This is a genomic window from Vibrio limimangrovi (assembly GCF_054064025.1).
On record NZ_JBSUGF010000024.1, the window covers coordinates 1 to 26,997 of the forward strand.

The window sequence follows — 26,997 nt, forward strand, 5'->3', positions numbered from 1 at the left end:
TTCCGACTCGCTGCGTGACTTTCGTCTCACTCCGTGTCGGTGGATGCGCAGTATAGGGAGTTGAGAAATTAGCACAAGCGTTTTTTGCAAAAAAAACTTCAAACGAACAAACAGCGAGCACTTTGTATAAATAGAAAACGATCTTGGCTATTTTTCTTGGTTAAAAAGGATCTTTTATGTGGTTCATGAAGATAAACTCTCTCAAAAAGATCCGAAATTTATCTTCAGATCTTCTCTGAGCACATCGCCTCTAGTTATGGAATCTAATCAGCTCTGTTTTGTTACGGTGACCAATAGACAAGGTGGCAGTGAATAGAAATCACTTTGGAAATATGGATTGAGATACTCAAAAGGAGATCTTTTATATCAAAGCTCTCCTTTATTGATATGGATATAGTGTTATTAGCTCGATGATTATGCTGTGACAAATCAAAAACAATCACTTTCAAGCTTATCTAATAAATCCAGCCCCTGCTGATCGTTATGGGCTTCAAGAAAATCCCGAATATAGTAGACGTTGCTGTGCAGTAGATACTGCGCATCTCGGATATGACCCTGGCTAGCCCTCATCTGTTCTGCTTTTTGCTTGAACTGCTCCCAGAAAGCATTTGCACCACCTTTATCAATATGAGAGATAATTCTGTCTAGCATCTCCTCATTCAGTTCATTATCGAGGTCCTGATATTCGGTTTTTTCAATTAATCTTGACGTTCTGTACTCTACACTGCCCATAAAGCTGTCCTTGCTACTGTTGTTGATGAGTAGGACCAGTGTATGAACTACAGAGGATGATGTCTGTCAGCTATCTGACAGTTGAGCAACTTTATAAGTTGGCTATCTGTTCAAGATTGTGGGGAGAGTAAACCAGCAGTTTCCCCCGCCCTTCTCTTTTAATAATGTCTTCTTTTTGTAGGTCAGATATCAGACTAGACAGTGTTTGACGAGAGGTTCCGATAACCTGGGCTAACTGTTCTGTCGTTAATGGCAACGTCACCAAGATATTCTGTTCACCTTTCTGTTCTACTGGTATCTGTCCCAGTAAAAAACCGGCAAATCTTGCTTTTACATCACGAAAAGCCAGGTTTTCGATTGTATCGATGCAGCCGGATAAGGTGGTAGATAATACCCGGGTCATCGCTCCCATCATTTGTGGGTGCTGATGCAAACGTTGTGAGAAGGTCTTTAAATCGCAGCTCTTTATCTCTGACTCTTCCATCGCTTCGACAAAAGCGCGGGTATGAGTACAATAAATATCCCCGGGGTTAAGCAGTGCTAAGGTAAAGATTTTCTCCCCGTAAGAAAGAAACACCTTTAACCGCCCACTCATCAGGTAGAAAACCCGGTTGTTGTCGTCTTGAGGGTAACTCAGCATTTCACCATTATTTAAGTGTCGGGAGCGAAACCCATCAACAAGGCTATCTATATGGTTATCTGGTTTTACACCATGATTTAAGCACTTCATCAAGTTCACCTGCGACTGTTTTCTGCTCCCTGTGCCATGTACGAAATGACAAAGCGACAAAGCAAATAGGATAAACAGGTATACCTGCAAAATATAAGCCGATATAACTTATTGAATTCATTATTGCAGATAAAGCTGGCGTGTCGGTTTTATAACAAATCAGACAAATAACTTCTTTCGCTTATAGGTGGGGCTATTCCAGTGCAGCTAAGATAGAGCAGTGGCTCGCGTCATCATTAATATGACCACAACAGGCATCATTGATTTTCTTTAGTGCACGACGAATTTTAGTGAGTTCACTAATTTTCTCATCGATCAGCTCTAACTTAGCAGAAGTGATGGCTTTTACCTCTGCGCAGCTGTGCTCCGTCGCTTCCAATTTAATTTCCAGCAGATCTTTAATTTCATCCAGACTCAACCCAAGCTCTTTGGCTTTGAGGATAAAACGCACCTGCTTTTGATTATCCTCATTATAAAGGCGATAGCCCGATTCACTTCGCCCGGCAGGCTTAATCAGGTCATTTTTCTCGTAGAAGCGTAATGTATCGGCAGTCACACGACAGCGTTTTGCCAGTTCACCTATCTGAAACATAACTTTCCCTATTAACTATCTCGTTACTTTAAAAGCTAAAGATCCACTTTTTTGCAATTATTTTTGAGATGCCAAACGATTGCGCGAGCTTTTTTGTAATAAATTGGTTAGAATACGCGCCATCAAATAGTGGAGACTGTTTTCTAACTGGAAACACCCTGAAAAGGTCTTTACCAAAACTGGCCAATATTTTACCCCAAGAGGTAAAAACAAGTTCATTTTTGGCAAACATCTTTAACTCCGTGAATTTGAGGAAAATGGAAGCATGAACAACGCTCGTCCTATTCGCCGCGCGCTAATCAGCGTATCAGACAAAACAGGTATTGTTGAGTTTGCACAAGCTCTTGCTGAGCGTGGTGTTGATATCCTATCTACTGGCGGCACAGCTCGCCTACTTGCTGAGCAAGGCATCGCTGTAACTGAAGTCTCTGACTACACTGGTTTCCCAGAAATGATGGACGGCCGCGTTAAAACGCTGCACCCAAAAGTTCACGGTGGCGTACTAGGCCGTCGTGGTCAAGATGATGAAGTGATGGAAAAACACGGCATCAACCCAATCGACATGGTTGTCGTTAACTTATATCCATTCGCAGCAACCGTTGCTAAAGAAGACTGTACTCTTGCTGACGCAGTAGAAAACATCGATATCGGTGGTCCTACTATGGTTCGCTCTGCAGCGAAAAACCACAAAGACGTAGCGATTGTTGTTAACGCACACGACTACGACCGCGTAATCGCTGAAATGGATGCAAACGACAAGTCTCTGACTCTGGAAACTCGCTTCGACCTTGCTATCGCTGCATTTGAGCATACTGCATCTTACGACGGCATGATCGCAAACTACTTCGGCACTATGGTTCCATCTTACGGTGAGAACAAAGAAGGGGATGAAGAATCTAAATTCCCACGCACTTTCAACCAACAGTTCGTGAAAAAACAAGACATGCGCTACGGTGAAAACAGCCACCAGGCAGCAGCATTCTATGTTGAAGCGAATCCGGAAGAAGCCTCTGTATCTACTGCACGCCAAATTCAGGGTAAAGCACTGTCTTACAACAACATCGCTGACACTGATGCAGCGCTTGAATGTGTGAAAGAATTCAGCGAGCCAGCATGTGTGATCGTAAAACACGCTAACCCATGTGGTGTTGCACTAGGTAAAGATATCCTGGAAGCATACAACCGCGCGTACCAGACAGACCCAACCTCTGCTTTCGGCGGTATCATTGCATTCAACCAAGAGCTAGACGCAGAAACTGCAACAGCGATTGTTGAGCGTCAGTTCGTTGAAGTGATTATCGCACCTTCAGTATCAGCAGAAGCAATCGAAGTGGTTGCAGCGAAGAAGAACGTTCGCCTGCTTGAGTGTGGTGAGTGGACGACTAAGACGACTGGTTTTGACGTGAAACGCGTTAACGGCGGCCTACTGGTTCAAGACCGTGACCAAGGCATGGTTAGCCTGGACGACCTTAAAGTAGTGTCTAAGCGTCAGCCAACAGAAGAAGAGCTAAAAGACGCGCTATTCTGCTGGAAAGTAGCGAAATTCGTGAAATCAAACGCGATCGTTTACGCAAAAGGTGACATGACTATCGGTGTGGGTGCAGGCCAAATGAGCCGTGTTTACTCAGCAAAAATCGCAGGTATCAAAGCTGCAGATGAAGGCCTGGAAGTTGCTGGCAGCGTAATGGCATCTGATGCATTCTTCCCATTCCGTGACGGTATTGATGCTGCAGCAGAAGCTGGCATCAAGTGTGTGATTCAACCTGGTGGCTCTATGCGTGATGACGAAGTTATTGCAGCAGCCGACGAACACGGTATGGCGATGATCTTTACTGGTATGCGTCACTTCCGTCACTAATTTAAGAGACCAGAACATAATACAGGCGCTACGCACTCTTTAAGAATACAGAACCGTTTACTGTTCTGTATTCTGTAAGCGAAGCGCTCTGAATTCTGAATTCTAATCACTACGGTGATAAAAAGGATTAAAAATGAATGTATTAATTATCGGCGCTGGCGGTCGTGAACACGCACTAGGTTGGAAAGCCGCTCAAAACCCGAATGTTGAAACTGTATTCATCGCACCTGGTAATGCTGGAACAGCGCTTGAGCCTAAACTGACAAACGTCAACATTGGCGTAGAAGACATCGCCGCTCTGGTTGCATTTGCGCAAGATAATGCGATTGAGTTGACTATCGTTGGTCCTGAAGCACCACTCGTTATCGGCGTGGTCGATGCATTTAACGAAGCGGGTCTGCCTATTTTTGGCCCTACTCAGGCAGCGGCTCAACTTGAAGGTTCCAAAGCGTTCACGAAAGACTTCCTCGCTCGTCATAAAATCCCAACGGGTGCGTACGCAAACTTCACCGAGATTGAACCTGCATTGTCTTACGTTCGTGAGCAAGGTGCACCAATCGTTGTGAAAGCTGACGGCCTGGCTGCAGGTAAAGGCGTAATCGTTGCAATGACGCTGGAAGAAGCGGAAGACGCAATCAAAGACATGCTGGCTGGCAACGCTTTCGGTGAAGCGGGTAGTCGCGTGGTAATTGAAGAGTTCCTTGATGGCGAAGAAGCAAGCTTCATCGTTATGGTAGACGGTGAGAACGTTCTACCAATGGCCACCAGCCAAGACCACAAACGCGTAGGCGATAAAGATACTGGTCCTAACACAGGTGGTATGGGTGCTTACTCTCCAGCGCCAGTGGTTACATCAGAAATCCATAATCGCATTATGGAAGAAGTCATTTACCCAACCGTTCGCGGTATGGCAGCAGAAGGTAACCCATACACAGGTTTCCTATACGCAGGCCTAATGATCGACCAAGACGGCACGCCAAAAGTGATCGAATATAACTGTCGATTCGGCGATCCAGAGACTCAACCAATCATGATGCGTATGCAGTCAGATTTAGTTGAACTTTGTCTGGCGGCTGTGGACAAGAAACTTGACCAAGTGGAATCAAAATGGGATCCACGTGCGTCAATCGGTATTGTTCTCGCTGCAGGTGGTTACCCAGGCGACTACAACAAAGGTGATGTGATTTCAGGTCTACCTAAGACCGAAATCGAAGGCGAGAAAGTTTTCCACGCGGGTACCGACAACAAAGACGGCAATGTTGTGACAAACGGTGGCCGAGTACTTTGTGCAACAGCACTGGGTCACAGTGTTTCAGAAGCTCAGCAACGAGCTTATGCACTAGCCAAACAGATCAGCTGGGATGGTATGTTCCATCGCAACGATATTGGCTACCGCGCTATCGCACGTGAGCAATCAAAATAACGACAACTTCAGTTGGCTACTAAAAAGCAAGGCGCGTAAAGCGCCTTTTTTGTTGTTCGGAAGTAGAGGTTATTCGGCGAGTAGCATTGGCCGTTTTACACAGTCAAAATCATCATTTTTGAGTAACAGTAGCTCTTCTACAATCACCTTATCCCGCGACGCTTTACCTATGAAAGCAATGTAACTATCTTCAGATGACAATCGGTCAATCACAAACTTAGGCAGCGTTTGATTAAACTCTAAGGTCGAAATCTCTTTGCCTTCGCAAGTTTCCAACAACTCACCATCCCAGTAGCCTTGGATTAAGCTTTGACCATTGCGAGAATTCTCTTTTACGGAAGTAACCACGCCATTGGCCTGTGCCTTAAATTGTTCTAGCTGATCATGCTGCAATGGCAGGACTTTATTGTTAACTCGGTACTGCTGATAAATAGCTTCACCATCTTTATTAAAACGGATGTGGATTTGAAAAGGTACCATGCCCTGCTTGGCATCACTCTGATCCCCCTTTCGAGTCAACTCCCGTAGTTCCCCTTCATCCCAGCGATAGTCACTTTGGTACCAACCATAGTCACCTGCTGTTACATAATCTGCTGCCGTACTGACACGGGTAAGTCGCTCAGTCATCCAATACAAACTACTTACATCGCCTTCCGCTTTCCCACCAGAGAAATGAGTAAATTGTTCTAGATTAGGAGTTTCGACGGATGAGCAGCCAACAAGAGAAAGGCCAGACAGGATAAGTGAAGTGAGTAGATGTTTGTTCATAAAATTGCACCGAGGCAAGAGACCTCGGTGCATTCTAACTTAGTTTACTGATTCTTTCAGTGCTTTACCTGCTACGAATGCAGGAACGTTAGCCGCTGCGATTTGAATCTCGTCACCAGTCTTAGGGTTACGGCCAGTACGTGCAGCGCGGTGGTTTACTTTGAATGTACCAAAACCAATTAGTTGAACTTGGTCACCCTCTTTAAGTGCGCCAGTTACACCTTCAAGAGTCGCTTCAAGAGCAGCTTTTGCTTGTGCTTTTGATAGATCTGCTTTCTCTGCGATAAAGTCGATTAATTGGGTCTTGTTCATTAGGTTTCCCTTCTTATAGGTTATCGAATTCGTCTCACTCTAAAGCATAAATGCCCCATCTGGCAAAGGTTTGTAAGTGATCTTTCGATTTCCTGACGTACTTTTAGCCATAATATGAGTAATAACTCACAATTTGTTACCAGATAGCATCCTAAAACCCTTGCTTTCCAACGTAATTGGCGCAATTTATAACGCACTTTTGCGGCTATAATAGTCGCAAATCACTACTATTAAACAACATTCAAGGGCAAGCATGCTGCTGTTATCCATCTATATCTCTATTGCTATCGGCATTTCGTTTATCTGTTCGGTACTGGAGGCGGTTCTATTGAGTATCAGTCCGAGCTATATCGCGCAGCTCAATCAACAGGGGCATCCTGCTGCAGAGCAGCTTTCTAAACTCAAATCAGACATCGATCGTCCACTGGCATCCATTCTGACCCTTAACACCATCGCACACACGATTGGTGCGGCCACCGCCGGCGCGCAGGCTGCCGTAGTGTTCGGCAGTGAAGCGCTTGGTATCTTCTCTGCAGTACTGACACTAGCGATTTTGGTTTTATCTGAAATCGTTCCTAAGACTATTGGCGCAACCTATTGGCGTCAGCTCGCTCCTACCGCCGCCGTAGCGCTGCGTTGGATGGTATGGGCCTTAACACCATTCGTGTGGTTCTCAGAGCAGATCACGAAGCGTCTTGCCCGTAACCACGAAGCGCCTAAGATGCGTGATGAATTATCAGCAATGGCGATTCTCGCGCGGGAAAGTGGTGAATTCGCAGAAGGGGAATCAAAAATCCTGAGTAACTTACTTGGCATTCAAAATGTGCCCGTCACTCACGTCATGACCCCCCGCACAGTGGTATTCCGCGTCAACGCGACCAAGACAATTAATCAGTTTTTGGAGAAGCATAAAGATACGCCTTTCTCTCGCCCTTTAATTTATAGCGAACAGAAAGACAACATTATCGGTTTTGTACACCGTCTGGAGTTGTTCAAACTGCAACAATCAGGCTGCGGTGAAAAACAACTCGGTTCGGTGATGCGTCCAATTCAGGTGGTGCTAAACAATACCGCACTGCCGAAAGTCTTCGACCAGATGATGACGCATCGCCTGCAGCTTGCACTCGTGGTTGACGAGTATGGCACGGTCCAAGGCTTGGTGACGTTAGAAGACATCTTTGAGCATCTGGTCGGCGAAGAGATCATTGATGAAGCGGATAAGAGCACTGACATGCAAGAACTGGCGTATCAGCGTTGGGAACAATGGAAAGAGAAGCACGGCGTTATCGAAAGCCGCGATGACGACGAAGAGCCAGAGGCGGAAAAACCAACCAAAGAGCAAGACGCTAAGGACACCTCGAAAACTGACTCGAAAGACGCTTAACCGTTCAATTTGCGCAAATAAAGAAGGCATCCTGTTTGGATGCCTTTTTGTCATTCGACAGGATGTTAAAGCGCGATGCCTATATTGCTTACACCCTCTTCACGAAGCTCTTCACGCAAGTCTTTAATCAAACTGATGTCACGCTCGGTTGCTTCACGCAATGGGCGGAAAATCGCCCACTGAACATCCCACTCTTCACAAACCGCTTGGTTCTCTTTTTGATTGTCATTGGTGATCGGCTCGCTACCTTGAGCTTGCTCTAGATCAGCAACGGTTTGGACAGACTGTTGGCTCACTTTAAGCATTGAATCGAAAAGGTAATCGCGATCCAACAGACCATGCAATAGTGTAGATAGTGCCTGACACGCATCCATCGCTGGATATACGCCGTAGAAATCAAACTCATCAGCGCTTGGGAAAAGATCTTCAAGTTTTTCTAACTGACGCTCGAAGTTCACTTTCGCAGTTTTTACTGTCAGAATTTCCCATACACTATCAAGAATCGCTCGGTAAGCGCGTGGTTCAGCAAATTCTGTATTCTCACAAAACATCGCATAGTTTGGATACATGCGCTCACACAGACACGCCATAAAGGTAATTTGTTGCCAAGGTTCTAGTTTTTCTAAACGAACCTGAAGAGGATTCTTAAGCATAGTCACTCAATCATTGAAGAAAAAAACAGCGAAAGTGTACTTGATTCATCACAGGGAAAAAAGTTAATGCCACAGCCAAATAAGATTTTCCTGCTCTCAGAGCATAATGACGCCTACAAAACGTTACTGGCAGAGAAAAACCTGCCCGAATTAAGCGTTACAGATACACCTCATAAAGCCCAAATTGTGCTGGCCGATCCACCTCTGCTATCACAAAGGTTAGACGAGTTTTCACAACTTGAGTGGGTACAATCCACATTTGCTGGAGTGAATACTCTGATGTCCCCTACTTTGCGTCGGGATTATATCCTCACTAATGTGCGCGGAATCTTTGGACCACTCATCGCAGAATATGTGATTGGTTATTGCATCGCTCACTATCGGCACTTTAATCGCTACCACCAGCAACAGCAGAGTAGACAGTGGCAACCGCACCTATACAGCTCTCTGCAGAGTAAAACCATGGTCATCCTCGGAACGGGTAGTATCGGCGCTTACTTAGGGAAGGCTGCACAAGCAATGGGAATCAAGACCATCGGTGTCAATCGCTCTGGCATCCCAACGGCAGGCGGAGAGTTCAGTCAAACGTACCGCATTGACGAACTGCTGAGTGCCCTGCAACAGGCAGACATTGTCGTCAACACTTTGCCCAGTACGCCAGAGACGCTTTACTTACTGAATAGCAAAACACTCGCCCATCTAAAACAGGCCATACTGATTAATGTAGGTCGAGGGAATGTGCTTGAAGAGAGTGGGTTACGACTTGCACTCGAAAAGGGTTGGGTAGAACACGCCTTTCTGGATGTATTTGAACAAGAGCCACTTCCTCAGGAGCACCCTTTCTGGAAGTTGCCACAAGTGACCATTACGCCACACATTGCAGCGCTGAGTTTCCCTGAGCAAGTGGTGGAGATATTCGCTGCCAATTATCTGTGTTGGCGAGATGGCTTGTCTCTCAACTATGGCGTCGATTTCGATAAAGGATACTAATTAACTCATGTCACTAGACGCACTGCTAAAGCAAGTTAGAGCCTGTCAGCTATGCGCCCAAGATTTACCGTTGGGCGCTAACCCGGTAGTACAAGCGGGAAAAGAAGCCCGTTTGCTGATTATTGGTCAGGCACCTGGCACTCGGGTACACAAAACATCGATTCCTTGGAATGACCCGAGTGGTGATCGTCTGCGTAAATGGTTAGATATCGATAAAGACACCTTCTACGACCCGACCAAGGTAGCCATTATTCCGATGGGGTTTTGTTATCCGGGTAAAGGTAACTCTGGAGACTTGCCACCCCGCAAGGAATGCGCGCCTGCCTGGCATCAAAAGCTGCTTGAACAACTGCCAAATATCGAGCTGACATTATTGATTGGCCAATATTCACAGCAGTATTACCTGACAAACAAACCCAAAACACTCACTCAAACCGTTATGCAATGGCAGGACTGGGAGCCCGACTTTATCCCCCTTCCCCATCCTTCTCCACGCAATACCTTATGGCTGAAGAAGAACCCATGGTTTGAAGACGATGTTGTTCCTTACCTGCAAAAGCGCATCCATTCGATGCTTTAGGTTACCTATGATCTAATTACTTACTTGTCTGTACATCATAAAAACCATCGCAAACTAAATAAAAATAACCATCTGTTTTTAAATAACTAATATCACACCTGTACAGATTAAACAGTAATTAGATCATGATAGGCTAAATACTATAATCGCTGTACAGAGGTAAATTTCAGGCAAAAAAATACCGACAATAAATGCCGGTATTGGATTTCGAAAAATCGAGACTATTTATGGTATGGCTTTGATAGCTCGTGCACTGCTTCGACAAATACGCCTGCATTTTCTGGCGGTACATCCAAGTGGATACCGTGGCCAAGGTTAAATACGTGGCCAGTGCCCGCATCACCGAATCCTTCGAGGATACCTGCCACTTCTTCACGAATACGCTCTGGTGACGCGTAAAGCATTGATGGATCCATGTTGCCCTGCAATGCCACTTTGTCACCGATACGTGCTTTCGCATCAGCAATGTTAATTGTCCAGTCCAGACCCACAGCATCACAGCCTGTCGCTGCGATTTGTTCTAGCCACATACCGCCATTTTTAGTAAATAGAGTCACTGGAACACGGCGACCATCGTTTTCACGGATCAGGCCATCAACAATTTTGTGCATGTATTGCAATGAGAACAAGTTGTAGTCACGAGGAGTCAGGACACCACCCCATGTATCGAATACCATAACTGACTGCGCACCTGCTTTAATCTGTGCGTTCAGGTACTCAATCACGCTGTCAGCAAGCTTATCAAGCAGTAGATGCAGAGTTTGCGGCTCAGCGTACATCATCTTCTTGATCTTAGTGAACGCTTTCGAACTGCCACCTTCAACCATGTAAGTCGCTAGTGTCCATGGGCTACCAGAAAAACCAATCAATGGCACTTCACCCTGCAAGTCTTTACGGATCTGACGAACCGCGTTCATCACGTATTGCAGCTCTCCTTCCGGATCTGGAAGGCCAATTTTTTCCACGTCTGCTTTGCAAGTGATTGGATTGTCAAATACCGGACCTTCACCAGCAGCGAATCGTAGCCCAAGGCCCATTGCATCAGGGATAGTCAGGATATCAGAGAACAAAATTGCTGCATCAAGAGGAAAACGGCGCAGAGGTTGAAGAGTTACTTCAGACGCCAGCTCCGCGTTTTTACACAAAGACATGAAATCGCCCGCTTGAGCACGAGTTGCTTTGTATTCAGGTAGGTAACGACCTGCCTGACGCATCATCCATACTGGCGTGTAATCTACTGGCTCCTTAAGAAGTGCACGCAGATAACGATCATTTTTTATTTCAGTCATTCCGTCATTCCAATTGTTAGGCTTTCTTTTAGAGAAGGTATTCTATCACTGATTTAAGGCCAATAGCGGTGTGCTTTGCGCCCTGGATCAAGTTATTAACTTTTAAATCAATGCTTAATTTGCAACCAATCCTCATCAGTGTTAAAAATTTGCTCGCTAGCGAAAACTACAATTATAAACTGAGTACCCAGTGCTCAGCATCTCATAACGACATCTTACTTACCCCCTCCCTCTCGGAGGGTTTTTTTTATCTTTAATTTCAAGTAATTAAAAAGCCACCTAAGGTGGCTTTAAGTAAGGATGCGGGATTAGGACTGACACACTTTTTTCATTATCCCTTCCACATAGCCTTTAGACAGATATGTAGGGCACAGCGCTTCTCTTACGCTCTGCGACTCGATAATGTAATTTTCAAAGTTTATTAGTACGGTATTCGCGCACCCTTTTACAGCAACCTCTTTCGCGAGACCAAAGTTGGCATTGCTTGGTCTGTCTAAGGTATATAGCAACGCATTCGCAACCTTTTCATCTGCACAGTAGTGATTATCTTGCTTCACTGCTGCTGCAAAAAATGGTATCGACAATGATTTCGAGACATTCTGGAAAACTTTCATACCTTCTTCATAACTCACCGCTGAGCTTGGCGCTAGCGTATTGAGAAGATGGCCATAATTTTCCAAACATCCTTCAATAGCATACTTGATACAAGGTTGTGCTGCTGGCACTAGTTCTTGAGAGAATTGCTGAGTAAAAGTCTTAGATTGAGATAGAAATGGGTAAGATAAAATTAGCTGCTGGCCAAGAGCAATCGCATCATCTTTTGCACCGGATGCCACGTATTGATTAAAAGCCCCTAATGCTGCATTTTGAACTAAGCCTTCCCATTCACTACTGCGTTGAGATGGACGAATGTCTTCCGCATGTGCTAATAATTCGTTCCAGTTATTGGAACCATTCAAGGCGTTTAAGTCATCCATGGTGTAACTCGCTTCTTCACCTACGGCTACAAAGCTGAAGGATGCCATGAAGAACAACAATAACGTTTTCTTCATCGCTTTAGTTCCATGCTTGCTTTAGGTATTTCAACGTTGAAGAGTCATAAGCTGCATTAGGGTTAAGTGCCACTTTTAGCACGCTACCACCATCATCTAACGCAAAGCCTGCTTTTTTGGTATTAACTGAATCTTGCCCAACAAACTGGATCTTTTGAACTTTCTGGAACTCGTCCTTGTACAAAGCGGCATGCTCAGTTGTCGTACAAAGCTTCACCATATCATCGTAGATATAGTTAATCAGACCGCCTAACCAACCCGTAGTTTTCACTTCATCAAGTCGAGCTTCAGCAAAATCATAGCTATCCCACTGAGACCAATCAAAATTGGTTTCCAGTACTTCATTACCACAAGCTTGCTGAACCTTGCTTACATTTTCTGTCATGGTGTTCTCTGTCAACATACGCTTAGCTTTTACTTCAATACTTGCGTTTGCCGACATGCTCACCATTGTGCACGATGCTATTCCTAGCCATAACACTGATTTCAACTTCATTTGGCATACTCCATTATTAACAAAAAAATCAATACAGAACTTAATACCAAGCCAGTCTAGCAACAGTGCCGTCTCAAAAATGATTAATTTTTAACCTTTACTTCCTTTACGATCAGAGTCTCAGTCTGAAAGAATATCACTAACCGTCTGCTCAATTAGCGCCCTTGCGATCGTGCCTTTCGGAGCAACATCTGGCATCTCATCAACATTAAACCACTGCGCATCTGATAGCTCTGTGTAGTCTGGATTCAACTCTCCCGACTCATAATCCGCTAAAAACGCCATCATCATGCTGGATGGGAAAGCCCATGGTTGGCTACCAAAATAGCGAATATTTCTTACGTAAATGCCTGTTTCTTCGTGTACTTCACGCGCGACACACTCTTCCAGTGTCTCACCGACTTCGAGAAAGCCCGCGATCACGGTGTACATTCCACTACGATGTCTTGGATGATGTGCGAGCAGAATCTGCTGTTTTTTTCTTACCGCGACAATAATACATGGGAAAATACGGGGATAGTGCAGCGTTCGACACTCACCACACTGCATAGCTAACTGATTGTTATTGATAAAATTCCTTCCACCACATTGGGGGCAAAAGCGCAAACTCTGAGTCATGTGTCCATACTGAACGGCCTTACTGAGCAAAAGGAATAGTGGTTCAGGAAAGTCCAGGCAATCCCTCAATCCAGTCATAGGCAGATCATCTTCAAGTTCGGATAGATCAATCCACATGACCGGATGTTGTTGATACTCACCAATTTTTCTTGCACTGGCTTCAGGTAGTGCTAACTGTTCTGCAGAACCAAAAGGGATAGCACCATCCACCAGCCAAATTTCACTTCCCGAAACAACGCACCAATAGGCATTCCCTACACGGTTTACATCACCTTTTCTTAACATGACATCCTCCCTTTGCTTGAAGTTCATCCATTTTACTGGCAATCTAATTTCATACTAGAGTTTATCGTTAGGTAAATATGAAACTATAAATTTTAGTAAGGACAAGAGTTTGTAATAACTTTACTAACTTTGCTACGCAAAGGATACGTTTGCCTAAACGCAAACCGATCATGAGGGCATGGTCATGCTAAAAAAATTCAAACAAACACAAGACCAATTGGGTGGATCCAGTGATGTCATCGATCACTGGTTAGAAACGAGACAATCCCTAATTGTTGAGTATTGTAAGCTTGCAGCACTTCAACCTTGTTCGAAAACAAATGTGATTGAACTCCCTTCCCCTTCTGAACTGCAAAACTTCTGCCAACACCTCGTCGACTACATCTCTGAAGGTCATTTTAAAATTTACGATATGGTGATGGATCGTTGGAAATCGACAGGCTTTATCGTCACTGATGATATACATAAAACGTACGCGCAAATTGTATTAACAACGGATCCTTTATTGAACTTTAACGATAAGTACTCTGAAGTCGATGAAGATGATGAGCTATTAGACTTCGATTCAGATATGTCGCTAGTTGGAGAAATTCTTGAAACGCGTTTTGAAGTTGAAGATGAATTGATTCAACAGATTTCTGATAGTCTCTCGATGCCTCCAGGCGCATAGCCGACAGCAAAGAGCGAGTTCTGTTCAGAGCAGGCTATTGAAGAAGGGTTGATAGAACAGCATCAACCCTTTTTTAGGCACTAAAAAAGGCACCCTAGGGTGCCTTTTGCATTTATCTTAACGATGAATCGTCAGAAAGCTTACTCTTCCGAAGAGAAACCAGCATTTAGAAGTGCCGCCAGGTTATCCGTAGCTTGTTCAGCAGATGGACCTTCTTGCGCTTCAGCACGTTTAGCTTGACGCTCTTGGTGGTATGCGAAACCAGTACCAGCTGGGATCAGACGACCAACAATTACGTTCTCTTTCAGACCACGCAGGTCATCACGCTTACCAGAAACTGCTGCTTCTGTTAGTACGCGAGTTGTCTCCTGGAACGATGCTGCAGAGATAAACGACTCAGTCGCTAGAGACGCTTTAGTAATACCTAGAAGTTCACGTTCGAAACGCGCAGGCTCTTTGCCTTCAGCTTCTAGATTACGGTTAGCAATCTTAACTTGTGAGTACTCAACTTGCTCGCCTGGTAGGAACTCAGAGTCACCAGCAAATGTGATAGTACACTTACGTAGCATTTGACGAACGATAGTCTCAATGTGCTTATCGTTAATCTTAACGCCTTGTAGTCGGTAAACTTCTTGTACTTCGTTTGCGATGTACTGAGTTACCGCGTGTACGCCACGTAGACGTAGAATGTCATGTGGAGACTCTGGACCATCAGCGATTACGTCACCACGTTCAACGCGCTCACCTTCGAACACGTTAAGCTGGCGATGTTTAGGAATCATCTCTTCGTAAACTTCACCGCTGTCGCGAGTGATCACTAGACGACGCTTACCTTTAGTCTCTTTACCGTAGCTAACTGTACCTGTGTGCTCAGCAAGGATCGCAGGCTCTTTTGGCTTACGTGCTTCGAACAGGTCCGCTACGCGTGGAAGACCACCGGTGATATCTTTGTTACCGCCAGATTTCTGAGGAATACGTGCAAGCGTATCACCCACACCTACTTCTGCGCCGTCTTCAATGTTCACGATCGCTTTACCAGGCAGGAAGTAGTGAGCTGGCATTTCAGTACCAGGGATCATTACATCGTTGCCTTGCTCGTCAACAAGTTTGATAGCCGGACGCATATCTTTACCTGCTGCTGGACGAGCTGCTGCATCCGTAACTTCACTTGAAGATAGACCAGTTAGGTCATCTGTTTGACGAGAAACAGTCACGCCATCAATCATATCTACGAACTGGATACGACCAGCTACTTCAGTGATGATTGGTAGTGTGTGCGCTTCCCAGTTCGCTACTGTTTCACCAGCTTGAACTGAATCGCTATCTGCCTTGCTCAGTATAGAACCGTAAGGCAGTTTGTGTTTCTCTTTGGTACGACCGAATTCGTCGATGATAGTCAACTCAGCAGCACGCGATGTGATAACCAGTTTGCTATCTTTGTTCGTTACGAACTTCGCGTTGTGCAGTTTAACAGAACCGTTGTTCTTAACTTGGATGCTGTTTTCTGCTGCTGCTGTCGATGCCGCACCACCGATGTGGAACGTACGCATCGTTAGCTGTGTACCCGGCTCACCGATAGACTGAGCAGCGATAACGCCTACTGCTTCACCTTGGTTCACTAGGTGACCACGTGCTAGGTCACGACCGTAACATTGTGCACAACAACCGAAGTCAGAATCACAAGTAACTACAGAGCGCACTTTCATGCTGTCTACTGAGTTCTCTTCCATGATTTGACACCACTTCTCATCGATCAGGGTGTTACGTGGAATAAGAACTTCTTCAGTACCAGGTTTTAGAACGTCTTCAGCAACCACACGACCTAGAGCAAGCTCAGATAGTGCAACTTTAACATCACCACCCTCGATATGAGGCATCATGTCAACACCCTCATGAGTGCCACAGTCATGTTCAGTTACAACAACGTCTTGAGCAACGTCTACTAGACGACGAGTCAGGTAACCCGAGTTCGCTGTTTTCAGTGCCGTATCCGCAAGACCCTTACGAGCACCGTGCGTTGAGATAAAGTACTGAAGTACGTTTAGACCTTCTTTAAAGTTCGCAGTGATCGGCGTTTCGATGATTGAACCATCTGGACGCGCCATCAGACCACGCATACCTGCAAGCTGACGAATCTGTGCTGCAGAACCACGAGCACCCGAGTCCGCCATCATGTAGATGCTGTTGAACGACTCTTGTTGTTCCTCTTCACCGTCACGGTTGATTACCGTTTCAGATGACAGGTTCTCCATCATTGCTTTTGCAACGCGGTCGTTGGTCGATGCCCAGATATCGATAACTTTGTTGTATCGTTCGCCCGCAGTAACAAGACCAGATTGGTACTGTTCCTGGATTTCACGTACTTCTTCTTCCGCTTCAGCGATTTCAGTGTACTTAGCTGGCGGTACAACCATATCGTCGATACCAACAGATACACCAGATAGTGCTGCGTAAGCGAAACCCGCGTACATGATTTGGTCAGCGAAGATAACGGTGTCTTTCAGACCTAGCTTACGGTACGCCTCGTTAAGTAGGTTAGAGATTTGCTTCTTACCTAGCTTTTGGTTAACGATGCTGTACGGCAGACCAGATGGCACAATTTGCCATAGCATTGCACGACCGATAGTGGTATCAACCATACCAGTAGATGTTGTGCTGTTGCCGTCTTCGTCTACAACGGTTTCTGTAATACGTACTTTAACGCGTGCGTGAAGCTCAGCTTGTTTAGTGCGGTATGCTTTCTCAGCCTCTGCTGGGCCAGAAAGGTACATGCCTTCACCTTTCACGTTGATCTTTTCACGAGTCATGTAGTACAGACCCAATACAACGTCCTGAGAAGGTACGATGATCGGATCACCTGACGCTGGCGACAGAATGTTGTTTGTCGACATCATCAGAGTACGTGCTTCAAGCTGTGCCTCTAGAGTTAGAGGTACGTGAACCGCCATTTGGTCACCATCGAAGTCCGCGTTGTACGCCGCACACACTAGTGGGTGTAGCTGAATCGCTTTACCTTCGATTAGTACTGGTTCGAACGCCTGGATACCTAGACGGTGAAGTGTAGGTGCACGGTTCAATAGTACTGGGTGTTCACGGATAACTTCGTCCAGGATATCCCAAACAACCGCTTCTTCACGCTCTACCATTTTCTTAGCAGCTTTGATTGTAGTCGCAAGACCACGAGTCTCTAGCTTGCTGTAGATAAATGGTTTAAATAGCTCAAGTGCCATCTTCTTAGGAAGACCACACTGGTGCAGACGAAGGTATGGACCTACTGTGATTACAGAACGGCCAGAGTAGTCTACACGTTTACCTAGAAGGTTCTGACGGAAACGACCTTGTTTACCCTTGATCATATCAGCAAGAGATTTCAGAGGACGCTTGTTCGAACCTGTGATCGCACGACCACGACGACCGTTGTCTAGTAGCGCATCAACAGACTCTTGCAGCATACGTTTTTCGTTACGTACGATGATGTCCGGAGCAGCTAGCTCTAGAAGGCGCTTCAAACGGTTGTTACGGTTGATCACACGACGGTATAGATCGTTTAGATCAGAAGTCGCAAAGCGACCGCCATCTAGTGGTACCAGAGGACGTAGATCTGGCGGAAGCACTGGAAGTACAGTCAGGATCATCCACTCTGGGTTGTTGCCAGATGTGATGAACGCTTCTACCAGCTTAAGACGCTTAGTCACTTTCTTACGCTTAGTTTCAGAGTTTGTAGTCTCTAGCTCTTCGCGCATTTGTTCTGCTTCTGCGTGCATATCCATAGAACCTAGTAGGTCCTTGATAGCTTCTGCACCCATCTTAGCCGTGAACTCGTCACCCCACTCTTCTAGACGATCCAGATACTCTTCTTCAGTTAGCATCTGACCTTTTTCTAGATCAGTCATACCAGGCTCTGTTACTACGTACATTTCGAAGTAAAGAACACGTTCGATATCACGTAGAGGGATATCCATCAGTAGACCGATACGAGACGGTAGCGATTTTAGGAACCAGATGTGAGCCACTGGTGAAGCAAGCTCGATGTGGCCCATACGGTCACGACGAACTTTAGTTTGTGTAACTTCTACACCACACTTCTCACAGATAACACCACGGTGCTTCAGGCGCTTGTACTTACCACAAAGACATTCGTAGTCTTTAACTGGACCAAAGATACGCGCACAGAACAGACCATCGCGTTCAGGTTTGAACGTACGATAGTTGATCGTTTCAGGTTTTTTAACTTCACCGAAAGACCATGAACGAATCATGTCTGGTGAAGATAGACCGATCTTGATTGCATCAAATTCTTCGGTCTTATGCTGTGCTTTTAGAAAGTTTAATAAGTCTTTCACAATCAGCTCCTGTAAGGAGTTAAAAGCAGCCAGCCAAACGCCAGCTGCTTTCTACCAGATAATCACATTTCTCTAACGAGAAACGAATTACTCTTCGTCTTCTAGCTCGATGTTGATACCTAGCGAGCGAATCTCTTTCAACAATACGTTGAACGATTCTGGCATACCAGGTTCCATGCTGTGGCTTCCGTCTACGATGTTCTTGTACATCTTAGTACGGCCGTTAACGTCATCCGACTTAACAGTTAGCATTTCTTGTAGAGTATAAGCTGCACCGTATGCTTCCAGTGCCCATACTTCCATCTCACCGAAACGCTGACCACCGAACTGAGCTTTACCACCAAGTGGCTGCTGAGTTACTAGGCTGTACGAACCAGTCGAACGAGCATGCATCTTGTCATCAACAAGGTGGTTAAGTTTCAGCATGTACATGTAACCTACAGTTACAGGACGCTCAAACGCATCACCTGTGCGACCATCAAACAGTTTTAGCTGACCCGATGTTGGTAGGTCTGCAAGTTTCAGAAGCTCTTTGATTAGAGGCTCAGAAGCACCGTCAAATACTGGTGTCGCGATTGGTAGACCGCCACGTAGGTTTTCGATCAGTGTACGTACTTCATCATCAGTTAGCGCAGCAACGTCTACTTTCTGGCGAGTTTCGCCTAGATCGTAAACTTTTTGCAGGAACTCGCGGAACTTCGCTAGTTCTTGTTGCTCTTTCACCATCTGGTTGATCTTGTCACCGATACCTTTCGCTGCCAGACCTAAGTGAACTTCTAGGATCTGACCGATGTTCATACGCGAAGGTACACCCAGTGGGTTCAGTACGATGTCTACAGGCTGACCTTTTTCATCGTATGGCATGTCTTCAACAGGGTTGATCTTAGAGATTACACCCTTGTTACCGTGACGACCCGCCATCTTATCACCAGGCTGGATGCGACGTTTAACCGCTAGGTAAACCTTCACGATCTTCAGTACGCCAGGTGCTAGATCATCACCTTGAGTGATCTTGCGACGCTTGGTTTCGAACTTCTTATCGAAGTCAGCTTTCAGCTCGTCCCACTGCTCAGCAAGTTGCTCAAGCTGAGTTTGTAGTGCGTCATCTTCCAGCGTTAGCTCTAGCCACTTCTTACGTTCAGTAGACTCTAGTTTCGCTTCAGAGTAACCGCCGTCGATCAGTACAGCTTTAACACGGTTGAGAAGGCCACCCTCAAGAATCTGGAATTCTTCAGTAAGGTCTTTCTTCGCTTCTTTCAGCTGCATCTGTTCAATTTCAAGCGCACGCTTGTCTTTCTCTACGCCATCGCGAGTGAAGACTTGAACGTCGATGATCGTACCTGATACAGAGTTAGGTACACGCAGTGAAGTATCTTTAACGTCAGATGCTTTTTCACCGAAGATCGCACGTAGTAGCTTCTCTTCAGGAGTTAGCTGAGTTTCACCTTTCGGTGTTACTTTACCAACCAGGATGTCGCCACCCTTAACTTCAGCACCAATGTAAACGATACCTGACTCGTCTAGTTTAGACAGAGCAGACTCACCTACGTTTGGAATATCCGCTGTGATCTCTTCAGAACCCAGCTTAGTATCACGCGCCACACAAGTTAGTTCTTGAATGTGGATTGTCGTGAAACGGTCTTCTTGAACTACGCGCTCAGATACTAAGATCGAGTCTTCGAAGTTGTAACCGTTCCAAGGCATGAACGCGATACGCATGTTTTGACCAAGCGCTAGCTCACCAAGGTCTGTTGAAGGACCATCAGCAAGTACGTCACCACGTGCAACAGGTTCACCTGGCATGACACATGGGCGCTGGTTAATACATGTGTTCTGGTTAGAACGTGTGTATTTAGTCAGGTTGTAGATGTCGATACCTGCTTCACCAGGTACCAGCTCTTCTTCGTTTACTTTAACAACGATACGAGAAGCATCTACAGACTGGATTACACCACCACGTTTCGCAACTGCAGTTACACCTGAGTCAACGGCTACGTTACGTTCAATACCAGTACCAACAAGCGGTTTGTCAGCTTTCAGTGTTGGAACTGCCTGACGTTGCATGTTCGCACCCATCAATGCACGGTTCGCATCATCGTGTTCTAGGAACGGGATAAGCGATGCAGCGATAGATACAACCTGGTTTGTCGCAACGTCCATGTACTGAGCGTGCTCACGAGGGTGTAGACCAGATTCACCTTTCTGACGAGCTGTGATCAGCTCATCTGCAAACGTACCTTCTTCAGTCAACGCAGCGTTAGCCTGCGCGATAACGAATTGGCCTTCTTCGATTGCAGATAGGTAATCTACTTCGTCTGTAACAACGCCATCTACAACGCGACGGTATGGTGTCTCAAGGAAACCGTACTCGTTACAACGCGCAAACGCAGATAGAGAGTTGATCAGACCGATGTTTGGACCTTCAGGCGTTTCGATAGGACATAGACGGCCGTAGTGCGTTACGTGTACGTCTCGAACTTCGAAGCCAGCACGTTCACGAGTCAGACCGCCAGGACCCAATGCAGAAATACGACGCTTGTGCGTTACTTCTGATAGCGGGTTGTTTTGGTCCATGAACTGTGAAAGCTGTGAAGAGCCAAAGAATTCTTTAACTGCCGCAGAAATTGGCTTCGCGTTGATCAGGTCTTGAGGCATTACAGCGTCAAGGTCGCCTAAGCTTAGACGCTCTTTAACTGCACGCTCAACACGTACTAGACCTACACGGAATTGGTTCTCAGCCATTTCGCCTACAGAACGGATACGACGGTTGCCAAGGTGGTCGATATCGTCCACTTCGCCTTTACCGTTACGGATCGCGATAAGCTTCTTCATCACTTCGATGATATCTGTTTCATCAAGTGTGCCTTGCTCTTGAGCATCTTCACGACCAATAGAGCTGTTGAACTTCATACGACCAACAGTCGATAGATCATAACGCTCTTCAGAGAAGAATAGGCTTTCGAATAGTGCTTCTGCAGCTTCTTTTGTTGGCGGCTCACCAGGGCGCATCATGCGGTAGATTTCTACCAATGAAGAGATACGATCAACCGAACTGTCGATGCGTAATGTCTCTGACATGAATGGACCGTGGTCTAGATCGTTCGTAAACAGAACTTCTAGCGCTTTATGGCCAGCCTGAGATAGGTTCGCTAGTGCTTCCAGGCTGATTTCCTGGTTAGCCGTAACAATGATCTCGCCTGTTGCTTCGTTGATGTAATCTTTCGATGCAACTTTACCTACGATGTACTCAACAGGTACTTCGATATGGTCAATGCCATCTTTTTCTAGCTGGCGAATATGACGAGCTGTTACGCGACGACCTTGCTCAACGTAAACTTTACCATCTGCTTCGATGTCGAATGACGCAGTTTCACCACGTAGACGATCAGGAACCAACTCCATAAGTAGAGTTTGGTCTTTCACTTCGAAGTTCACTTTCTCGAAGAAGATATCAAGGATTTCTTCAGTCGTTTTACCTAGTGCACGAAGGATGATCGATGCAGGTAGCTTACGGCGACGGTCGATACGAACGTACAGGTTATCCTTTGGATCGAACTCGAAATCAAGCCATGAACCACGGTAAGGAATAACACGTGCGTTGTATAAAACTTTACCTGAAGAGTGGGTCTTACCCTTATCGCTGTCGAAGAACACGCCTGGGCTTCGGTGCAGCTGGGATACGATAACCCTCTCGGTACCGTTAATTACGAAGGTACCATTGTCTGTCATGAGTGGAATCTCACCCATGTAGACTTCTTGTTCTTTAATGTCTTTTACAGTACCTGCTGGTGCGTCTTTATCAAAGATAACTAGGCGCAGTTTTACGCGTAGTGGCTTTGAATAAGTTACACCGCGGATTTGACATTCTTTAACGTCAAAAACTGGCTCACCAAGACGGTAGCTAACGTATTGCAGCTCAGAATTGCCGTTATAGCTCTGAATCGGAAATACAGAACGGAAAGCAGCTTCAAGACCGTATTGACCTTCAGGATCCTGTTCGATAAATTTGTCGAACGAATCGAGCTGGATCGATAGCAGGTATGGAATGTCCAAAACTTGTGGACGAGTACCAAAGTCCTTACGGATGCGCTTTTTCTCGGTATAAGAGTAAACCATGGGGTTCCTCAGCTCGCTGATAAGTGACCCAAACTGTCCGCCCGCTCCTAGTTACTTAAGGGGGGTAAGGGACAGTGACTAAATAGCTGTTTACTGTAGTGACATTTCATTTCGTAAGAATGAAATGTTTTTTGCATGGGTATGAGGCGCTTAAACAGCGGGAAAATTCACCTATACCCTACAGCGCAAAAAGGCCGGTGGTTAAAAAACCACCAGCCAATTAGCCGTTAGGCTAAGAAACTATGCAATAATTACTTAACAGCAACAGTTGCACCAGCTTCTTCTAGCTGAGCTTTAAGAGCTTCAGCTTCTGCTTTTTCAACACCTTCTTTAAGAGGTGCTGGAGCGCCGTCTACAAGAGCTTTAGCTTCTTTTAGACCTAGACCAGTTGCGCCACGTACTGCTTTGATTACAGCAACTTTGTTACCGCCAGCAGATTCTAGGATTACGTCGAATTCAGTTTGCTCTTCAACAGCTGCACCAGCAGCAGCGCCGCCAGCTACAACAGCAGCAGCAGCAGAAACACCGAATTTCTCTTCCATTGCTTCGATTAGTTCAACAACTTGCATCACAGACATTTCTGCGATTGCGTCTAGGATTTGCTCGTTAGTAATAGACATAACAATTCTCTTTTAAGTCAACAATAAGTTTATTAAGCAACCAGTAAAAAGCAAGGCTTATGCCGCTGCTTCTTGTTTTTGATCGCGGATAGCTGCGATAGTACGCGCCAGCTTGCCAGCCGAAGCTTCTTTCATGCACATCATTAGGCGTGCAATTGCTTCGTCGTAAGTTGGCAGTGTTGCTAGTAGTTCAGCGTCAGTTAGAGCGCCTTCAAATGCAGCAGCTTTGATCTCGAAATTTTTGTTCTCTTTAGCGAAGTCTTTGAAAAGACGCGCTGCAGCACCTGGGTGCTCATTAGAGAACGCGATCAGAGTAGGACCAGTGAATGTCTCAGTTAGACATTCGTAGTCTGTACCTTGAACCGCACGGCGTGCTAGAGTGTTACGCACGACTTTCATGTAAACGCCAGCTTCACGAGCTTGTTTACGTAGAGAAGTCATTGCGCCAACTTCAACGCCACGAGAATCAGCTACAACTGCAGAAAGTGCACCACTGGCAGCTTCGTTGACTTCAGCAACAATTGCTTTTTTGTCTTGAAGGTTTAAAGCCATCTTGGATTTACTCCTGGTTGTCGTTACACCACTCACTATCATCACGACAGTGAGAGCTATTGAGGTGCATTCCCAGAAGAAAGTTAACTATATTACATAGAGCTTTCTGTCAGTTCGGGCACCATCTACGTAGGACAATTAAGTTTGCAATAGAGCAAACACCTACGGTCTTGGACGGAGACTGGGTCTTAATTCATTTCGAACTAGGAGACAGTTCAAAGAACCAAAGTTCAGCCCCAACCACAAATATTAGGCGCAAAATTATACACTAATTTTGCACCTAAGCAAATAAATTATGCTTGAGCGTTCAGGCTAGCCTGATCAACAGCAACACCAGCACCCATAGTAGTAGAGATGCTTACTTTCTTCAGGAAAGTACCTTTCGCTGAAGACGGCTTAGCTTTCTTAAGAGCAACTAGAAGTGCTTCTAGGTTCTCTTTGATTTGCTCTTCAGAGAAATCAACTTTACCGATAGTAGTGTGGATGATGCCGTTTTTGTCGTTACGGTAACGAACCTGACCAGCTTTAGCATTCTTAACTGCCTCAGCAACGTTAGGAGTTACAGTACCAACTTTAGGGTTTGGCATTAGACCGCGAGGACCTAGGATAGTACCTAGTTGACCTACAACGCGCATTGCATCTGGAGAAGCAACTACTACGTCGAAGTTCATTTCGCCTTTCTTCACTTGCTCAGCAAGATCTTCCATACCAACGATGTCTGCGCCAGCTTCTTTAGCTGCTTCAGCGTTTGCACCTTGAGTGAACACTGCAACGCGGATTTCGCGGCCAGTACCGTGAGGTAGTACAGTTGCACCACGTACGTTCTGGTCAGATTTACGAGCATCGATGCCTAGGTTAACAGCAACGTCAACAGACTCTACGAATTTAGCAGTTGCTAGTTCTTTTAGAAGAGCAACAGCTTCGTTGATTTCGTACTCTTTAGTTACGTCAACTTTTTCGCGGATTACGCGCATGCGCTTAGTTAGTTTTGCCATGATATTAACCCTCTACCACTAGGCCCATTGAACGAGCAGTACCTGCGATAGAACGCTTCATCGCTTCGATGTCAGCACCAGTCATATCTGCAGCTTTAGTTTCTGCGATTTCTTGGATTTGAGCGTCAGTTACAGTACCAACTTTTTCAGTGTTTGGACGACCTGAACCAGACTTAACGCCAGCAGCTTTCTTAAGAAGAACAGCAGCAGGTGGAGTCTTAGTTACGAACGTAAAAGAACGGTCGCTGTAAACAGTGATAACAACTGGAGTAGGTAGACCTTTCTCTAGAGATTCTGTTTTCGCGTTGAACGCTTTACAGAATTCCATGATGTTAACACCGTGCTGACCTAGTGCAGGACCAACTGGTGGACTTGGGTTTGCCATACCAGCAGCAACTTGTAGCTTGATGTAAGCTTCAACTTTCTTAGCCATGATAATTCCTAAATTTGGGTACAAACGCTAATCACGGATCAGCTCCCCGTTTGTGTAAGAAACTTTTTACTTCAGTAGAAGTAAAAAGGCGCGAAATTATAGTAATAATTCGCGCCTTATACAACCCTAAAAAGGTGATTTTTTATACTCTTTAAATAAGAGTATTAGTCCAGCTTCTCAACCTGACCAAATTCAAGCTCAACTGGTGTTGCACGACCAAAGATCGATACAGACACTTTCAGGCGGCTCTTCTCGTAATCCACTTCTTCAACCGTACCGTTGAAGTCAGCAAATGGACCTTCGTTAACACGTACCACTTCACCCGCTTCGTACATAGTACGTGGACGAGGCGCTTCACTCGCTTTCTCAAGACGATTAAGAATCGCGTCAGCTTCTTTATCTGTGATAGGTGCAGGACGGTCAGAGGTACCACCAATGAAGCCCATGACACGCGGCACACTGCGTACTAGGTGCCATGATTCATCGTTCATGATCATCTGAACAAGGACGTAACCTGGGAAGAATTTACGCTCAGATTTACGACGTTGACCTGCGCGCATTTCCACAACTTCTTCAGTTGGGACTAAAACTTCACCAAATAGCTCTTCCATGCTATGCATTTTGATATGCTCGCGAAGAGACTGAGCTACACGACCTTCAAATCCAGAGAAGGCTTGAACCACATACCAGCGTTTTTTAGGAGCTTCACTCATGAATTACAACCCTCTATACCCCAGTCGCTAGAGCGACAAGACGAACCATAATGCCGTCAATGCCCCATAGCGCTAGAGCCATTACAATACTTACAGCTAAAACGATCAGTGTTGTTTGCATGGTTTCTTGGCGAGTAGGCCAAACAACTTTACGTACTTCCATACGAGATTCTTTTGCAAAACTGATCGCTGCTTTACCTTTAGTCGTTGTTGCTGCAACGCCAAGAGCAGCTGCAATAAGAACAACAACGCCTGCAGCACGAATTACTACAGACATTTCACCATACAGGTAATTACCCACAACAGCGGCAGCTGCCAATACGAAAGCGGCAATCCACTTAAACGTATCTGCTGCATTTGAGCTATCAGGAGTTTCAGCATTATTTGCTTTCATAAAACCAACCTGTTTCAAGTCTTAATATAGACGACAACAACCCCGCTGTTGCAGGGCAAACTCCATATCGCTGAAAAAATCAGCGTACTCTTAGTAAGATTAAGCCCATTTGCTTAATCTTGCTCTGCACTCAAGTAACCTCTGAACAAGAAAACAGCAAAAATTATGTTGAGTGCAGAAAAAGGGCATCAAATGATGCCCTTTTTGCTACTGCTTCGTCAAATCTAATTCAAGATTTTCCGAAAGTATCCGCTAATTCGTTGTGAATTAGTCGAAGATCTTAGCAACAACACCAGCACCTACTGTACGGCCACCTTCACGAATCGCGAAACGTAGACCTTCGTCCATTGCGATTGGTGCGATTAGCTCAACAGTCATCTGAATGTTGTCACCTGGCAT

At 45.5% G+C, this 26,997-nt stretch carries 26 protein-coding genes; 6 read left to right on the plus strand and 20 right to left on the minus strand.

Annotated features, from left to right (window positions below):
* Positions 1-429: 429 nt before the first annotated feature.
* The 4 genes from cowN to ACWYU8_RS21540 all read right to left on the minus strand — a co-directional run bounded on the left by cowN (position 430) and on the right by ACWYU8_RS21540 (position 2,286).
* On the minus strand, positions 430-732 hold the full coding sequence (gene cowN, locus ACWYU8_RS21525; RefSeq protein ID WP_457521775.1) for a N(2)-fixation sustaining protein CowN: 303 nt from the start codon (positions 730-732) through the stop codon (positions 430-432).
* Between the two features lie 91 nt (positions 733-823).
* On the minus strand, positions 824-1,462 hold the full coding sequence (locus ACWYU8_RS21530) for a Crp/Fnr family transcriptional regulator (protein ID WP_457521776.1): 639 nt from the start codon (positions 1,460-1,462) through the stop codon (positions 824-826).
* A 193-nt stretch (positions 1,463-1,655) separates the two neighbouring features.
* Complete coding sequence (gene zntR / locus ACWYU8_RS21535; RefSeq protein ID WP_457521777.1) at positions 1,656-2,054, minus strand: Zn(2+)-responsive transcriptional regulator; 399 nt, start codon at positions 2,052-2,054, stop codon at positions 1,656-1,658.
* A 28-nt stretch (positions 2,055-2,082) separates the two neighbouring features.
* Complete coding sequence (locus ACWYU8_RS21540) at positions 2,083-2,286, minus strand: hypothetical protein (RefSeq protein WP_457521795.1); 204 nt, start codon at positions 2,284-2,286, stop codon at positions 2,083-2,085.
* Between the two features lie 33 nt (positions 2,287-2,319).
* Between ACWYU8_RS21540 and purH the strand changes: the two genes are divergently transcribed.
* Both purH and purD read left to right on the plus strand, forming a co-directional pair.
* On the plus strand, positions 2,320-3,912 hold the full coding sequence (gene purH / locus ACWYU8_RS21545) for a bifunctional phosphoribosylaminoimidazolecarboxamide formyltransferase/IMP cyclohydrolase (protein WP_457521778.1): 1,593 nt from the start codon (positions 2,320-2,322) through the stop codon (positions 3,910-3,912).
* Positions 3,913-4,045: 133 nt separating this feature from the next.
* On the plus strand, positions 4,046-5,335 hold the full coding sequence (gene purD / locus ACWYU8_RS21550; RefSeq protein ID WP_457521779.1) for a phosphoribosylamine--glycine ligase: 1,290 nt from the start codon (positions 4,046-4,048) through the stop codon (positions 5,333-5,335).
* Positions 5,336-5,404: 69 nt separating this feature from the next.
* Here the strand turns inward: purD and ACWYU8_RS21555 are convergent, their stop codons facing one another.
* Both ACWYU8_RS21555 and hupA read right to left on the minus strand, forming a co-directional pair.
* Positions 5,405-6,103, minus strand: a complete 699-nt coding sequence (locus tag ACWYU8_RS21555; RefSeq protein ID WP_457521780.1) for a DUF1481 domain-containing protein — start codon at positions 6,101-6,103, stop codon at positions 5,405-5,407.
* Positions 6,104-6,142: 39 nt separating this feature from the next.
* A complete protein-coding gene (hupA, locus tag ACWYU8_RS21560) occupies positions 6,143-6,415 on the minus strand; it encodes a nucleoid-associated protein HU-alpha (protein ID WP_005433627.1) in 273 nt (90 codons plus the stop codon).
* 253 nt (positions 6,416-6,668) lie between these two features.
* Between hupA and ACWYU8_RS21565 the strand changes: the two genes are divergently transcribed.
* Complete coding sequence (locus tag ACWYU8_RS21565; protein WP_457521781.1) at positions 6,669-7,799, plus strand: CNNM domain-containing protein; 1,131 nt, start codon at positions 6,669-6,671, stop codon at positions 7,797-7,799.
* 65 nt (positions 7,800-7,864) lie between these two features.
* Here ACWYU8_RS21565 and ACWYU8_RS21570 read toward each other — a convergent pair whose 3' ends face one another.
* Positions 7,865-8,452 carry a YjaG family protein gene (locus tag ACWYU8_RS21570; RefSeq protein WP_457521782.1) on the minus strand — a complete coding sequence of 196 codons (588 nt, stop codon included), beginning with the start codon at positions 8,450-8,452 and terminating at the stop codon, positions 7,865-7,867.
* Between the two features lie 66 nt (positions 8,453-8,518).
* On the opposite strand from ACWYU8_RS21570, the gene ACWYU8_RS21575 reads away from it, so the two are divergent.
* Entirely contained in the window at positions 8,519-9,442 is a 924-nt protein-coding gene (locus ACWYU8_RS21575) for a D-2-hydroxyacid dehydrogenase (RefSeq protein WP_457521783.1), read from the plus strand.
* 7 nt (positions 9,443-9,449) lie between these two features.
* Positions 9,450-10,022 (plus strand): uracil-DNA glycosylase family protein, encoded by a 573-nt coding sequence (locus ACWYU8_RS21580; RefSeq protein ID WP_457521784.1) that lies wholly within the window; start codon positions 9,450-9,452, stop codon positions 10,020-10,022.
* A 221-nt stretch (positions 10,023-10,243) separates the two neighbouring features.
* On the opposite strand, the gene hemE is transcribed toward ACWYU8_RS21580, so the two are convergent.
* From hemE to nudC, 4 genes are all read right to left on the minus strand, one after another.
* A complete protein-coding gene (hemE, locus tag ACWYU8_RS21585; RefSeq protein WP_457521785.1) occupies positions 10,244-11,311 on the minus strand; it encodes a uroporphyrinogen decarboxylase in 1,068 nt (355 codons plus the stop codon).
* A 308-nt stretch (positions 11,312-11,619) separates the two neighbouring features.
* Complete coding sequence (locus ACWYU8_RS21590) at positions 11,620-12,363, minus strand: hypothetical protein (protein ID WP_457521786.1); 744 nt, start codon at positions 12,361-12,363, stop codon at positions 11,620-11,622.
* A gap of 4 nt (positions 12,364-12,367) precedes the next feature.
* Positions 12,368-12,859 (minus strand): hypothetical protein, encoded by a 492-nt coding sequence (locus tag ACWYU8_RS21595; protein WP_457521787.1) that lies wholly within the window; start codon positions 12,857-12,859, stop codon positions 12,368-12,370.
* 120 nt (positions 12,860-12,979) lie between these two features.
* Positions 12,980-13,762, minus strand: a complete 783-nt coding sequence (gene nudC, locus ACWYU8_RS21600; RefSeq protein ID WP_457521788.1) for an NAD(+) diphosphatase — start codon at positions 13,760-13,762, stop codon at positions 12,980-12,982.
* A gap of 178 nt (positions 13,763-13,940) precedes the next feature.
* Here nudC and rsd point away from each other — a divergent pair, with 178 nt between their 5' ends.
* The gene (gene rsd / locus ACWYU8_RS21605; protein WP_457521789.1) at positions 13,941-14,432 is read left to right on the plus strand and encodes a sigma D regulator; all 492 of its coding nucleotides are present in this window, start codon (positions 13,941-13,943) and stop codon (positions 14,430-14,432) included.
* A gap of 140 nt (positions 14,433-14,572) precedes the next feature.
* Here the strand turns inward: rsd and rpoC are convergent, their stop codons facing one another.
* The 9 genes from rpoC to ACWYU8_RS21650 form a co-directional block, all read right to left on the minus strand.
* A complete protein-coding gene (gene rpoC, locus ACWYU8_RS21610) occupies positions 14,573-18,775 on the minus strand; it encodes a DNA-directed RNA polymerase subunit beta' (protein WP_457521790.1) in 4,203 nt (1,400 codons plus the stop codon).
* Positions 18,776-18,862: 87 nt separating this feature from the next.
* Positions 18,863-22,891: a DNA-directed RNA polymerase subunit beta gene (rpoB, locus tag ACWYU8_RS21615; protein ID WP_457521791.1), complete on the minus strand. Its 4,029-nt coding sequence runs from the start codon at positions 22,889-22,891 to the stop codon at positions 18,863-18,865.
* 251 nt (positions 22,892-23,142) lie between these two features.
* Positions 23,143-23,511, minus strand: a complete 369-nt coding sequence (gene rplL / locus ACWYU8_RS21620) for a 50S ribosomal protein L7/L12 (RefSeq protein ID WP_457521792.1) — start codon at positions 23,509-23,511, stop codon at positions 23,143-23,145.
* Between the two features lie 57 nt (positions 23,512-23,568).
* Entirely contained in the window at positions 23,569-24,063 is a 495-nt protein-coding gene (gene rplJ, locus ACWYU8_RS21625) for a 50S ribosomal protein L10 (protein WP_457521793.1), read from the minus strand.
* Positions 24,064-24,356: 293 nt separating this feature from the next.
* On the minus strand, positions 24,357-25,058 hold the full coding sequence (rplA, locus tag ACWYU8_RS21630; protein WP_444496672.1) for a 50S ribosomal protein L1: 702 nt from the start codon (positions 25,056-25,058) through the stop codon (positions 24,357-24,359).
* Between the two features lie 4 nt (positions 25,059-25,062).
* Entirely contained in the window at positions 25,063-25,491 is a 429-nt protein-coding gene (gene rplK, locus ACWYU8_RS21635; protein ID WP_457521794.1) for a 50S ribosomal protein L11, read from the minus strand.
* A gap of 164 nt (positions 25,492-25,655) precedes the next feature.
* On the minus strand, positions 25,656-26,204 hold the full coding sequence (nusG, locus tag ACWYU8_RS21640) for a transcription termination/antitermination protein NusG (protein ID WP_005451123.1): 549 nt from the start codon (positions 26,202-26,204) through the stop codon (positions 25,656-25,658).
* 13 nt (positions 26,205-26,217) lie between these two features.
* Positions 26,218-26,598, minus strand: coding sequence for a preprotein translocase subunit SecE (secE, locus tag ACWYU8_RS21645; RefSeq protein WP_444496670.1), 381 nt, complete (start codon positions 26,596-26,598; stop codon positions 26,218-26,220).
* Positions 26,599-26,865: 267 nt separating this feature from the next.
* Positions 26,866-26,997, minus strand: a 132-nt coding sequence (locus ACWYU8_RS21650) for an EF-Tu C-terminal domain-related protein (protein ID WP_457521704.1), incomplete at its 5' end; no start/stop codon positions are given.